This window comes from Massilia sp. CFBP9026 (genome assembly GCF_034045165.1).
GTDB lineage: Bacteria > Pseudomonadota > Gammaproteobacteria > Burkholderiales > Burkholderiaceae_D > Telluria > Telluria arenae.
This window is the reverse complement of the sequence record NZ_JAXCWH010000002.1, coordinates 888379-900821: the sequence shown is the minus strand read 5'-3', so window position 1 is coordinate 900821 and position 12443 is coordinate 888379. Positions and strand designations below refer to the sequence as shown.

Here is a 12443-nt window from a genome sequence, read left to right as displayed (position 1 = left end):
GTAGAAAAATCTCACAGGAAATGGTCGCACGGGCATACGGCACGCTGCTTGACTCTGCGCAATGCGGCCAAAATCCAAAAAAATGCGCAACAACCCGCCTGGCTCAGCGCCCCATCACGCCCCGCATGCGCAACTCGATGTGACCGAAATCCATCATCTTCCAGCGCCCGCCCCAGGTCAGCCCCAGCGATTCGGCGACCTGGCCATACAGCTGGTAGCCGCGCATGGCCCACGGATCCTTTTCCGAGATCACCAGCTTGCCGTCGCGCAGGAAGGCGCAATCGGCCGCCAGGCCGTACTGATGCCAGCTCTGGAAGGCGCGCGCATTGGTGACGTGGCCGCCGGTGGCGGCCAGCTCATCCTGGCGCGCCGGACTGCGGTAGCCCTCGAGCAGGGCCATCTCGTAGCCATGCTGTTCCTTCATGATCTTGAACGCCAGCAGCAGGCGCTGGCTGAAGTCGGGATGCAACAAGCCCCAGTTGCGGCTGGCGCCGACCAGCATCGGCCGCACCAGCTCGACCTCGGCCGTGGTGAACACACCGGGCGGCAGCGCCACCGGCGGCACCAGCTGCTCGCCGGCCAGCAACGCCGCCACCTGCTCGTCGGGCAAGGCAGTGCTGCCCTCGTACACCGGCAGCATGGCCGGATTGCTCAGGGCCAGCGCCAGCAGCGATGGAATCAACACCGCCGGCGCGCCGATGGCCAGCAACACCTGATGACGGCGCACGCCCTGCACCACCCGCTCGCGCAGCGACAAAGTCACGCTGTCGCGCATGGCGCCGGCTGCGCGCGTACCGGCATGGCCCAAGGCCCCGGCGCGGCCGGCCAGGCCGCGTACGGCATGCACGCCGCGCGACATCCATGCCCGTCCACTTGGAAAAAGAACAAGCCACGCCAGGCCTGAAGCGAGACAAACGTACAGAAGGGCGATAAAGATCAGCATCGGACTCCCCAAGATTGTTTCTAATCAGAACAGGAGAAGCCAATCTTAGGAGTAATGTCGTGCGTCCATCAGACGAAAATCAAGACAACCGCATGCATGCCCAAATGCGTCCCAACCTGATGTCGTCGTCGCGCCGCGGCGGCCGTGAAGACAGCATCCTCGCCAAGCTCGAACGCGAGCCGGCGCGCCGCGCTGCTACCGGTCATGGCGCGCGCCTGGCCTGGTATGGCGCGGCGGTGGCGGTCGCAGTCGGCTTGACGGCGACGCTGGCCTGGCTGGCTGCCGGGGCCGGTCCGGCGCCGCTGGAGGTGGCGCGGACCGAGCCGGCGCCCGCCCCGATAGCGGAGATGGCCCCTGCGCCGGTCGAGACGGCCGTGATCGTCGACGCTGCGCCTGCGCCTGCGCCTGTGCTGGCGCCGGCGCCCGTTCCCCCGCTGCGCCTGCTCGAGCCGGCCGCCGTGCCTGCGGCTCCTGTCAAGGCCACGCCGGCACCCGTCAAAACGGCCCCGGCGCGGCGTCCGGAAGCGCGCGCTGCCGCCCCGGCCCGCTCCCGCACCCAGGCGCCACGCCAGGCCACACGTCCTGCCCGGACGGTCAATCCCGCGCGCGCAGGCGAGTCCCAGGACGACAGCGACGTCGCCCTGATCTCGGCCGTGATCTACCATGCCAACGGTCATGCCGCGCCGACGGAAGATGAAACCCCTGCCCCTCCGGCACGTTAAGCGTGGCAAATAGGCCGCACCAGCCGGGCGGCCGGCGCCGGAAAACGCTATACTGTATATAAGTACAGGTGAGCGTTCAGTCATGATCAGGGTGTTGGAAAACGAGTTTTATTATCTGGATAACTTCCAGCGGGTCCTCGACTGGATCGGCGAACGCTATGGCGACTTGCTGGACGACGGCGAACAGGCGTTCCTGGCCCTGTTCCCCACGTTGCCGCACAATGCGCGCGCCCTGTTCGTGCGCATGGTCATGCGCAAGGGTAATCTGTTCCGTGCCAGCAAACTGAGCTATGCCGAGATCGGCTGCCCGGTCGAGGCCGCCGCGCACCTGCTCGGCACCGGCTGGATCGAGGCCGACCCCGAACTCACGCTCGACGAGTTGTTCGACCTGCTGTCCAAGCCCGAGCTCGTCGACGCCTTCGGCGCGCAACTGCCGCGCAAGACGGCGCGCAAGGACGAGCAGCTGGACGCCCTGCGCCCCGTGTTCCCCGCGGCGCGGCGCTTCTCCGGCTGGCATCCGGCCTGTCCCGACGTCGCCTGGCGCATCTTGGTCAAGCCGCTGTGCGACCGCCTGCGCCTGGTCTTTTTCGGCAACCTGCACCAGGGCTGGACCGATTTCGTGCTGTCCGACCTGGGCCTCTTCCGCTACGAGAGCGTGGACATCTCGCCCGCCTCGCGCGGTTTCCGCCAGCGCGCCGACGTCGACCACTACCTGCAGCTGCATGCCTGCCGCGAGCGCTTCGCCGCCGGCGAAGACGTGGACGAGGTCGTGCGCGACCTGCCCGTGCACGCCTTCGACAACGACTGGCTCGAGAGCCGGCGCGAAAAACTGACGTTCCAGATCGGCCAGCACTACGAAAAGCTGAAGGACTGGGACGGCGCCTACGCTGCCTACGCGCGCTGCCGCTTTCCCGGCGCGCGGGCGCGCGCGATCCGCGTGCTCGAAAAACACGAGCGCTTCGAGCAGGCGCATGCCCTGCTGCTTCAAGCGCAGTCCGCACCCGAGAACGATGCCGAGCGCCAGCACCTGGCCCGCATCGCGCCGCGCCTGGCGCGCCGCCTCGGCCACGCGCGCCTGGCTCCGCGCAGCAAGACGGCCGTCGAGCGCATCGAGTTGACCCTGGCGCCGCCGAACGGCGAACGCTGGGTCGAAGGCGCCGTGCGCGGCCACCTGCACGGGATCGATGCGCCCGTGTTCTATGTCGAGAACGCGCTGGCCAACACGCTATTCGGCCTGCTGTGCTGGCGCGCCGTGTTCGCCGCCATCCCGGGCGCCTTCTTCCACCCTTTCCACCGCGGGCCGGCCGACCTGCACAGCGCCGACTTCCACCAGCGTCGGCAGGCCGAATTCGCCGCCTGCCTGGCGGAGCTGGACAGCGGCAGCTATCGCGACACGATCCGGCTCACGTATCAACAGAAGTCCGGCCTGCAATCGCCCTTCGTGCACTGGGACGGCGTCACGTCCGAACTCATCGAGCTGGCCCTGGCCTGCATCCCGCCCGCCCACCTGCGCAAATGGTGCGAACGCATCCTGGCCGACGTCAAGGAGAACCGCACGGGCTTCCCCGACCTGATCCAGTTCTGGCCGAACGAAGGCCGCTACCTGATGATCGAAGTGAAAGGCCCGGGCGACCGCCTGCAGGACAACCAGCTGCGCTGGATCGACTACTGCGCGGCGCATGATATGCCGGTGGCGGTGTGCTACCTGCAGTGGCTCGAGATGGCGGCTTAGAATTACGTGAGCTACACCATCGCCGTACGCGCCCTGTGCGAGTTCACCGCCAAGCAGGGTGACCTCGACCTGCGCTTCACCCCCTCCCCCAGCGCCCAGGAAGGCATTGCCGGCCACGCCGTCGTGGCCGGCCGCCGCGGCGACGGCTACCGCAGCGAAGTCGCGCTGTCGGGCCAGTGGAACGACTTGCACGTGCGCGGCCGCGCCGACGGCTATGACGCCAATGAAAACCTGATCGAAGAAGTCAAGACCCACCGCGGCCGTGCCGACGCCATCCCCGACAACCACCGCCACCTGCACTGGGCCCAGCTGCGCGTCTACGGCCACCTGCTGTGCCAGGAGCAAGGGATGGAGTCGGTCAACCTGGCCCTGGTCTACTATGACATCGTCAGTGGCGTCGAGACCGTGCTGCGCGAAACGCGCGACAGCGCATGGCTGCGCGCGCACTTCGAAGAGCTGTGCCAACGCTTCTCGGGTTGGGCCGCCAGCGAAGCGGCGCACCGCGCGGCGCGCGATGCCGCATTGACCGGGCTGTCGTTCCCGCATGCCGACTTCCGTCCCGGACAGCGCCAGCTGGCCGAGAGCATCTACCGCGCCAATACCGGCGGCCGCTGCCTGCTGGCGCAAGCGCCGACAGGCATCGGCAAGACCGTGGGCAGCCTGTTCCCGGTACTGAAATCCATGCCGCGCGAGAAGCTGGACAAGGTGTTCTTCCTGGCCGCGAAGACGCCCGGCCGGCGCCTGGCGCTGGACGGCGCCGCGACCCTGTGCCGCGCCAGCCAAGCGCCGCTGCGGGTGCTCGAACTCACCGCGCGCGACAAGGCCTGCGAGCATCCCGACAAGGAGTGCCATGGCGAATCCTGCCCGCTGGCGCGCGGCTTCTACGACCGCCTGCCGGCCGCCCGCACTGCCGCCGCCGAGGTGCCCGTGCTGGACCGCGAGGCGCTGCGCGAAGTCGCCCTGGCGCACGAGGTCTGTCCCTATTACCTGGGCAGCGAGATGGCGCGCTGGTCCGACATGATCGTCGGCGACTATAACTATTATTTCGACGGCAGCGCCATGCTGTACGCGCTGGCGCTGAATAACGGCTGGAAAACCAGCCTGCTGGTCGACGAGGCCCACAACCTGGTCGGCCGGGCGCGCTCGATGTATAGCACCGAGCTCGATCGCGAGCTGCTGCGCCTGGCCCGCGCCGGCGCGCCGCCAGGCATCAAGAAGGCACTGGAGCGCGTGGGCCGGGCCTGGACTGCGGTCGACAAGACGGCGCCGGCGCCGTATCAGCTACTCGAGAAGATTCCAGCGAAGCTGGTCGACTCCCTGCAGGAAGCGGGCAGCGCCATCAGTGAACACCTGGCGGCCTTTCCCGGCCCGCTCGATCCCGACCTGCAGCGCTTTTATTTCGACGCCATGGGCTTCGTGCGCCTGGCCGAATCGTTCGGGCCGCACTCGCTGTGCGACCTCTCCCGGGACGCCGACCGCCCCACCCTGCGCGACTCGACGATCTGCATCCGCAACGTGGTGCCGGCGCCCTTCCTCGGCCCGCGCTTCGCCGCGACGCATTCGAGCACCCTGTTCTCGGCCACGCTCGGGCCCTGGCATTATTGCCTCGATACGCTCGGCATGCCAGAGGATACCGCCTGGGTCGAGGTCGAATCGCCGTTCAAGGCAAGCCAGCTCGAAGTCCACGTCGCGCGCGGCATCTCGACCCGCTACCAGGTGCGCGCCGCCTCGGTCCAGCCCATCGCCGAACTGATCGCACGCCAGTACCGCGAGCGTCCCGGCAACTACCTGGCCTTCTTCAGCAGCTTCGACTATCTCGACAAGGTGGCCAATGCGCTGGAGCGGCTGGACCCGACCATCACGGCCTGGCGCCAGGAACGCCGCATGAGCGAGCACGAACGCCAGGGTTTCATCGACCGCTTCGCCGTTGGCGGCACGGGGGTCGGCTTCGCGGTGCTGGGCGGCGCCTTCGGCGAAGGGGTCGACCTGCCGGGCGAGCGCCTGATCGGCGCCTTCGTCGCCACCCTCGGCCTGCCCCAGGTCAATCCCGTCAACGAGCAGTTGCGCGAACGGATGCAGACGCTGTTCGGCGCCGGCTACGACTACACCTATCTGTATCCCGGCATCCAGAAGGTGGTGCAGGCGGCCGGCCGCGTGATCCGCACCGAACAGGACCGCGGCGTCGTGTGGCTGATCGACGACCGCTTCGCCCAGCCGGGCATCAGGAACTTGATGCCGGCATGGTGGGAACTGGGGTCACAGTAGAACTTATGCTAGCAGTTCGCGCACCTTCTGGTAACCGCTGCGGCTGATCGGCAGCTTCACGCCGTCCCTGAGCACTGCGCAGTAGTTGTCCTTGCTGACTGGCTCGATGCGCTCGACCGCGCCGACATTGACGATGTAGGAGCGGTGGATGCGCACGAACACGGCGCCATCCAGCTGCGCTTCGAGCTCGGACAAGCGCTGGTGCTTCAGGTAGCCCTTGCCGCCGGCCGATATCCGCACATAGTCGTCCTGGGCCTCGATATGGTCGATCGTGCTGGCGGCGACCACGTGCACGCGGGCGCCGTCCCGAATCAGGATGCGTTCGAGCGGCTGCTGGCGCGCCTGCGCGTCCTTCACCACGGCCTCGATCCGGGCCGGTTGCGGGGAACGCAGGCGCGCCTGATTCAATGCCTCGGCCAGGCGCTCGCGCGAGAACGGCTTGAGCAGGTAGTCGAGCGCATGCACCTCGAAGGCGCGCAGCGCGAACTGATCGTAGGCGGTGGCGAAGATGTAGTGCGGCTTGCCACCGGCCAGCTCCACCACCTCGAAACCGTCCAGCTTGGGCATCTGGATGTCCAGGAAAACCAGGTCGGGATCGTGCTCGGCAATCGCCTTCACTGCCTCGAAACCGTTGGCGCATTCGCCCACGATCTCGACGTCGGGATGCGCCGCCAGGTATTCGCGCAGCAGCGCGCGCGCCAGGTGTTCGTCGTCCACGATCAGGGTTCGCATTCCTTACTCTCCAGTGTCGGCGGGCAGCACCAGCTCCACCCTGAACATATTATCCACGCGTGTCGCATGCACGCTCGCTTCAATCCCGTACTCCGCCAGCAGGCGCGCACGCACATTGGCGAGACCAATGCCGCCGCCCGCGGCCGCACCGGCGCCATCCGGATCGACGTCATTCTCCACCCGCAACCTGAGCTGCGAACCGGCCCGCTCGACCTGCACGCGCACCACGCCGCCATCGAGTAGCTGGCCGATGCCATGCTTGACCGCGTTCTCGACCAGCGGCTGCAGGATCATGGGCGGCAGCAGGCAAGCCTCGGCCTGTTCGTCCACGTGGCGCTCCACGCCCAGGCGCGGCCCGAAGCGCACCCCCTCGATCGCCACGAAGCGCTCGACCAGTGCCACTTCCTGGGCCACCGTCACCTTGCGGTGCGCCTCCAGTCCCAGCGTCTGGCGAAAGAAGCCCGCCAGCTGCAAGGTCATGTCGCGCGCGGCGCCGGCGTCGATGGCGGTCAGGGCGCTGATCGAATTGAGGCTGTTGAACAGGAAGTGCGGATCGACCTGGGTGCGCAGCATGCGCAGTTCGGCGTCCTGGGCCAGCAGCTTGAGTTCGAGCTCGCGCCGCTCCAGGCCGCGCGCGCGCTCGAATTCCAGCGCCAGGTAGTGGGCGCAGGCGGTCATCCCGTACAGCAGCACGCCGACGCCGAACATCACCGCCGTCAAGGGCCGCGACATCGCGACGCTATCGCCCTCCGGCGCCAACCACTGCCACCACGCCGCCCAGCCGGACGCCGCGGCGCACCACAGCAGGGCCGCGCACACGGCGGTGACAAGAAACACGCCCAGCACCGCCGGCGTCGACTTGCGCCCCAGCGGATAGGCGCGGCACAGGTAATAGGCCGAGAAGCCGCACACGGCGGCATAGACCAGCACCAGTGGCAGCGCGAACAGCAGGCTGGCCGCCAGGCCGGCGCCGCCGGTGGCGGACAGCAGCCCGGCCAGCATCAGTCCCAGCATCAGCCAGGCCGCCAGGTATAGCGCGGCGCTTCGCCGCGCCCAGAATCCGCCGCCCATCAGTTGCGGATTTCCACGCCACCCATGATCGCGTAACCGCGGATGACCAGCCGCTTGCTATTATCCGGCGGCGCGATGGTCTTTTCCTCGAAGCCGCCCAGGATCGGCGTGCCGTGCAGGACGATGGCCCAGTCGGGCGGACACTTGATGGTCACGCCGCCCCAGAAGGCGAACACATTGACCACCGCCTCGCCCTGGATCGAGGCGCCGCGCATATCGAGTTCGCAGCCGCCCATCACCGCCGTGATCTCGCCGCCGCGGAAGTTCTGGCTCGTGACGCGGCGCTCGTAGCCGCCCAGGATGGCGGTGATGTCCAGCACCTCGCCCACGCCCCCGTCCACCGGCGCGCCGTCGACGATCGCCACCCCGTGCTCCAGCGCGCGCTTGCCGCGCAGCGCCTTCGCCACCAGAAAACCGCCGAGGCCGATCAGGACCAGCGGCCAGATGGTGCGCCAGCTGAAATCGATGATGTTCATCCGGTCCAGCATCAACAGGATGCCGACGCCGACCAGGCCGGCCCCGAGCAGGGTGCCGCCCTGGGTGCGGGTGTCGCACAGCTTGACGGTGCCGACGATCACGAACAACATCGGCCAGAACGAGAAGGCGCGGTGCATGTCGACGAAGCCCAGGTTATCGAGCAGGAACAGCAACCCCATCCCGATCACGAGCAGGCCGAGCACGACCTGGCTCGTCACGCCTTTTGCATGCGGATCATTTTTCATGGCGGTTCCTTTGATTGTTGGCGAAGCGGCGCGCGATGAACGGATCCAGCACCAGCTTGACGCCCCACATCAGGATGAACAGCGGCCAGCTGTTGCGGAAGGTGAGGCCAAAGGCATTCTCCAACACGGCGAACAGCCACAGGCCGGTGAACACAGTCCACAGGCCGTTGCCGAATTCCTTGGGACTCGGGTAGCCGATGGTCTGGCCGATGCCGACCACGACCAGCAGCAGGGGGGCGTAATGCCAGTAATCCTGGGCATCGATATAGTGCAGGCGGTCGAGCAGCACCACCGTGCCGACGACGATCAGGAGCAGGCCCCACAGCACCTGCTTGCGCCAGCGATAGGCATCTTCGGACTCCATTGCATCACTCCTCTCGTTATCGAACTGGATATACGATAGCAAACGGGAAGGCAAGCGCGAAAGCGCTATTCGGTGAATGGCGGCTGGAAGGCGGCGAATGGAGATATTCGGGAAGGATGGACGTAAAAAAGCCCGCCTCGCAGGCGGGCCGTGTGCAGCCTATGGGGTGATCAGGCAGCCGTCTGCGCCTGCTCACGCATTGCCTGGCCTTTCGGCTGGTTGCGGTACTTGGCGCGGGCTTCAGCCTGGCGCACCGCTTCGCGCGCGATGTTGGTGCGCTTGATCTCGAGGCGTTCTTTCTTGCCGCGGTGTTGGGCGATGTGTTTGCTGCCGATCTTGCTGGTCATGGATGTCTCCTGTGGTGGGCTGGGCGCCGCGTCCTCGCGGGACGTCGGCGCGTAAAGAAAAATGCTCAGGAGCGGTTGGTGCCCATCTTGAGGTCGGCCGGCATCAACATGCCCCAGCCAAGCTGGCGCCGGATTTCTTCCGGGGTCGGCGGCGGTTTCGGGTCGCGCGAGCGACGTTCGAGATAGGCGCGCACCAGGTGCTTGGGTGGATGCTTGACATCGTACATGGCAACCTCCGCTTGTCGTTGCGGGCCGCGCCTGCAATAACGGCGGCGCGACCCTGAAATTGGTGCCGATCCTCGAGGCGACCGGCTAACCTGTTGAGGTTTCGGATGGCAGCGAATCGAATCGCGCGTTCCTCACTCAGACAGGTGCATCTTATCGAAACCGCAGCCATTGCACCGTTAGGTGACGCACACTGTGCGCGTCAATACAGCCCTGCAGGCCACATGACAGGTGCGTGACAGCGATAGACGAAAAAAGGGGAGCCGAAGCTCCCCCTCATATCATGCGCTCGCGGCGATCAGAACTTGTAGCGCAGGTTCAGGTAGTACTGGCGGCCGCTGACGTCCAGCTTCTGCTGCTCTTCTTCGCTGTAGCGATACTGGGCGCGCTTGGCATTGGTCAGGTTGGTCGCGCTGAATGCGAGTTCCAGGTTCTTGGTGAAGTAGTAGTTGGCGGAGAACGCCAGCGTGGTCACCGCGTCGGCATAGGTCGGCGCGGTCGGCATCGCGATGCCGTTGATGACCGAGAGACCCTGGCTGTTGGCGGTCGGCGACGGCGCCGTGGTGCTGTTCACGTATTCGCCGCGGTAGTTGGCCACCAGGCGCGTCGACAGCTTGGCATCCTCGTAGTACAGGCCGACGTTGCCGGTCCATTCGGACGCGCCCACCATCGGGCGGCCGTCGTCGACCTTGGTCTTGGCGCGGCTGACGTTGGAGGTGAAGCCGAAGTTGGTCTTGCCGAACGGTTGCTCGTACTGCAGCTCGATGCCGTTGATCTTCGCGCCCTGCTGCGAGGCCGTGTTGATGAAGAAGGTCTTCACGGTCTGGTCGCGCGGGTCGAGCAGGTCGACGGTGGAGCTGCCTACCGCGCCGGTCTTCGGATAGCCGTCGATCGACGAGTGGAATACGCTCACCGCCACGATCGAACGCGGCGCGAAGTACCACGACCAAGACAGGTCGAGGTTGTCCGCGGTTTGCGGTTCCATGTCCGGATTCGGACCGGTCACGCGGCATCCGTTGGCGTCGCAGCCCGGGGTGCCGAAACCGCTGCCCAGCAGATTGTAGTTCTGGCGGCCGATGGTGCGGCTGACGCCGAAGCGCGCCAGCATGTCGTTGCCCATGTCATAGCGCAGGTTCAGGCTCGGCAGCCAGTTGTCGAAGGTGCGCTTGGTCGGCGTCTTGTAGTACAGGATGCCGGCGGTGGGATTGAACGGCTGGCCGTCGAAGTAAGAGGTGGCGTCGCCGGCATCCGTGATCGCGCCTGGATAGGCGGCGCATGGAACGGGAGCCTGGCCCGGCTCCACGCGCCGGCAGGCGCCGGCCGGGATCGGGGTGGCGATATTGGCCTTGACTTCGGTGCGGGTGAAGCGCACGCCGACGTTGCCCGACCAGCGCTCGCCTTCCAGGTTGGCCATCACATAGGCGGCGCTCTGGCGCTCCTGCATGTCGATTTCGGAATTCACGCGGCGTTCCCAGGCGTCGCTGGTGACCTTGGTATTGCTGGCGATGTAGTCCTTGATGCCTTCCGGGGTATAGGTGAAGCCGGTGTTGTCCCAGCCTGCCGGACCGTCGAGATCATTGCCGAAATCGCCCGGGAATGCCTGCCAGCCGGTGAGCGGCGTCGGCGTATTGGAGATCACGCGGCCGGTGACCGGGTCGAGCGTAATGCCGTTGCGGAAGGCCGGGCCGCGGCGGCCGCTGGTGCGCTTGTGGTCGGCGAAGCGCACGCCGCTTTCCAGCGACTGGAAGATGCCGCGGTCGAGGCGGTACTCGGCATCGAACTGGGCGCTCCATTCCTTGTCGACGGTCTTCACGCCCGATGCGGCGCGGTCGACGATCGTGTAGCCGCTGCCGTCCGGGTTCAGGCCCGGCTGGTTGGCGCCGGCGTTGTGGTACTGGACGAAGGGCGCGTCGTGCAGGTCGCCCAGCGCGTACGAGATGCCGGTGCCGTAGCGCGCCAGGGTCAGGCCCTGGTCAAGCTTGGTCTGGCCGACGCCACGGGTGGTCGACAGCAGGGTCTTGACGGTCAGGTCGTCGTTGACGCGGTACTTGGCGTCGAGGTCGAGGAAGGAGCTCTCGGCCTTGGCGCCGTCGCGGTAGAAGCCCTCCGAGTTGCCCACGTACTGAGGGCTGGTGCCGTCGGCGAAGACGATGTCGGCGGCCTTCAGCACCTTCAACGGGTGGCCGTAGACCGTGGTCTCGTCGACGATCACGGGGTTGCGGATCTGGGCGAAGACCTGCTGGCCGTTGTGACTGGTGTTGACGGCGGCGGCGGTGGTGCCGCCCAGCGGCGCGTTCTTACCGAGCAGCATGGAGTAGATGGCGCTCGAGGTCAGGCGGCCATGGTTGTTGGCGTCCATCGAGGAGTGGAAGCCGGTCATGGTGACGTCGAGGTCGCGGTTCGGCTTGAACTGCAGCGACAGCATGCCGCCCTTGCGGTCGCGCACCGATTCCACGAACTCCGAGCTCATCGAACCAGGCAGGCGCACGCCATTCAGGTCGGCCGCGGTATAGCCGGTGCCGGCCAGCGATTCGTCGGTGATGCCCTTCATGGTGCTGGTGTTGATCACGTCCCAGCCGCTGTTGGTGCCATAGGCGAAGCGCGATACCGAGTCACGCCGCACGTGGCGTTTTTCGGCGAACAGCGCGGCCAGCACGCCGAAGGTGCCGGCCTCGTTCTTCCAGGTGACCGAACCGTTCATGTCCGGCGCATAGCGGCCCGGCAGGTCGGCATAGCTGGCGCCGACGCTGACCACGCCCGAGAAGCGTTCTTTCTGCGACAGCGGCTTGCGGGTCGTCACATTGATGGTGCCGGCCAGGCCGCCGTCGACGATGTTTGCTTGCGAGCTCTTATAGACGACCGCCTGCTGCAATACGTGCGACGGCATCAGCGACAGGCTGGTCGAGCGCGAGCTCGAGCCTTGGTCGGCGACATACCAGTCGGCGCTGCTGACCGCGTGTCCGTTGAAGATGATCAGCGACATGTCCGGATTGGTGCCGCGCATCGACACCTTCTCAGCTTCATCGTAGTCGGTGCGCACGGCCACGCCGGCCAGGCGCTGCAGGGAGTCGGCCAGGTTCTTGTCCGGCATCTTGCCGACGTCTTCGGCCGTGATCACCTCGACGTTGGCCGAGGCGTCGCGCTTGACCGACAGGGATTTGGCCAGCGAGGCACGGATGCCCGTCACTTCCACGGTCTGCATCGGCACTTCGGGGGTGGCTTCCTGCGCCATGGCCGGCAGGGCTGCAAGGCTCCAGACTGCCATCGATACGGCCGCTGCGAGCGGCTTCTGCTTGAACATCTTCTCTCTCCTGGGAATA

11 protein-coding genes are annotated in these 12443 nt (G+C 66.6%); 3 read left to right on the top strand and 8 right to left on the bottom strand.

Features of this window, described 5'->3' with window-relative positions; translation table 11 throughout:
• Positions 1-103: 103 nt before the first annotated feature.
• A complete protein-coding gene (locus SOM28_RS08410) occupies positions 104-943 on the bottom strand; it encodes a M15 family metallopeptidase (RefSeq protein WP_183407285.1) in 840 nt (279 codons plus the stop codon).
• Between the two features lie 92 nt (positions 944-1035).
• Between SOM28_RS08410 and SOM28_RS08405 the strand changes: the two genes are divergently transcribed.
• From SOM28_RS08405 to SOM28_RS08395, 3 genes are all read left to right on the top strand, one after another.
• Positions 1036-1665, top strand: a complete 630-nt coding sequence (locus tag SOM28_RS08405) for a hypothetical protein (RefSeq protein ID WP_320467814.1) — start codon at positions 1036-1038, stop codon at positions 1663-1665.
• A gap of 82 nt (positions 1666-1747) precedes the next feature.
• Complete coding sequence (locus SOM28_RS08400) at positions 1748-3397, top strand: VRR-NUC domain-containing protein (protein WP_320467813.1); 1650 nt, start codon at positions 1748-1750, stop codon at positions 3395-3397.
• Positions 3398-3403: 6 nt separating this feature from the next.
• Positions 3404-5662 (top strand): ATP-dependent DNA helicase, encoded by a 2259-nt coding sequence (locus SOM28_RS08395; protein WP_320467812.1) that lies wholly within the window; start codon positions 3404-3406, stop codon positions 5660-5662.
• A gap of 3 nt (positions 5663-5665) precedes the next feature.
• On the opposite strand, the gene SOM28_RS08390 is transcribed toward SOM28_RS08395, so the two are convergent.
• From SOM28_RS08390 to SOM28_RS08360, 7 genes are all read right to left on the bottom strand, one after another.
• Positions 5666-6394 carry a LytR/AlgR family response regulator transcription factor gene (locus SOM28_RS08390; protein ID WP_123067570.1) on the bottom strand — a complete coding sequence of 243 codons (729 nt, stop codon included), beginning with the start codon at positions 6392-6394 and terminating at the stop codon, positions 5666-5668.
• Positions 6395-6397: 3 nt separating this feature from the next.
• On the bottom strand, positions 6398-7465 hold the full coding sequence (locus tag SOM28_RS08385) for a sensor histidine kinase (protein WP_320467811.1): 1068 nt from the start codon (positions 7463-7465) through the stop codon (positions 6398-6400).
• The gene (locus SOM28_RS08380; RefSeq protein ID WP_320467810.1) at positions 7465-8187 is read right to left on the bottom strand and encodes a LiaI-LiaF-like domain-containing protein; all 723 of its coding nucleotides are present in this window, start codon (positions 8185-8187) and stop codon (positions 7465-7467) included. Before SOM28_RS08380 ends, SOM28_RS08385 begins: the two co-directional genes overlap by 1 nt.
• Positions 8177-8551 (bottom strand): LiaI-LiaF-like domain-containing protein, encoded by a 375-nt coding sequence (locus SOM28_RS08375; RefSeq protein WP_123067573.1) that lies wholly within the window; start codon positions 8549-8551, stop codon positions 8177-8179. The genes SOM28_RS08380 and SOM28_RS08375 overlap by 11 nt, the downstream gene beginning before the upstream one ends.
• A gap of 170 nt (positions 8552-8721) precedes the next feature.
• A complete protein-coding gene (locus SOM28_RS08370; RefSeq protein ID WP_183407286.1) occupies positions 8722-8898 on the bottom strand; it encodes a hypothetical protein in 177 nt (58 codons plus the stop codon).
• 65 nt (positions 8899-8963) lie between these two features.
• Positions 8964-9125, bottom strand: a complete 162-nt coding sequence (locus SOM28_RS08365; RefSeq protein WP_183407287.1) for a hypothetical protein — start codon at positions 9123-9125, stop codon at positions 8964-8966.
• A gap of 296 nt (positions 9126-9421) precedes the next feature.
• On the bottom strand, positions 9422-12424 hold the full coding sequence (locus tag SOM28_RS08360) for a TonB-dependent receptor (protein ID WP_123067574.1): 3003 nt from the start codon (positions 12422-12424) through the stop codon (positions 9422-9424).
• Positions 12425-12443 lie beyond the last annotated feature (19 nt).

Bases quoted from the DNA above. Each gene is read 5' to 3' on its own strand.
- SOM28_RS08375 (WP_123067573.1), bottom strand. From the start codon at position 8,551: ATGGAGTCCGAAGATGCCTATCGCTGGCGCAAGCAGGTGCTGTGGGGC.
- SOM28_RS08410 (WP_183407285.1), bottom strand. From the start codon at position 943: ATGCTGATCTTTATCGCCCTTCTGTACGTTTGTCTCGCTTCAGGCCTG.
- SOM28_RS08400 (WP_320467813.1), top strand. From the start codon at position 1,748: ATGATCAGGGTGTTGGAAAACGAGTTTTATTATCTGGATAACTTCCAG.
- SOM28_RS08360 (WP_123067574.1), bottom strand. From the start codon at position 12,424: ATGTTCAAGCAGAAGCCGCTCGCAGCGGCCGTATCGATGGCAGTCTGG.
- SOM28_RS08370 (WP_183407286.1), bottom strand. From the start codon at position 8,898: ATGACCAGCAAGATCGGCAGCAAACACATCGCCCAACACCGCGGCAAG.
- SOM28_RS08405 (WP_320467814.1), top strand. From the start codon at position 1,036: ATGCATGCCCAAATGCGTCCCAACCTGATGTCGTCGTCGCGCCGCGGC.
- SOM28_RS08380 (WP_320467810.1), bottom strand. From the start codon at position 8,187: ATGAAAAATGATCCGCATGCAAAAGGCGTGACGAGCCAGGTCGTGCTC.
- SOM28_RS08365 (WP_183407287.1), bottom strand. From the start codon at position 9,125: ATGTACGATGTCAAGCATCCACCCAAGCACCTGGTGCGCGCCTATCTC.
- SOM28_RS08390 (WP_123067570.1), bottom strand. From the start codon at position 6,394: ATGCGAACCCTGATCGTGGACGACGAACACCTGGCGCGCGCGCTGCTG.
- SOM28_RS08385 (WP_320467811.1), bottom strand. From the start codon at position 7,465: ATGGGCGGCGGATTCTGGGCGCGGCGAAGCGCCGCGCTATACCTGGCG.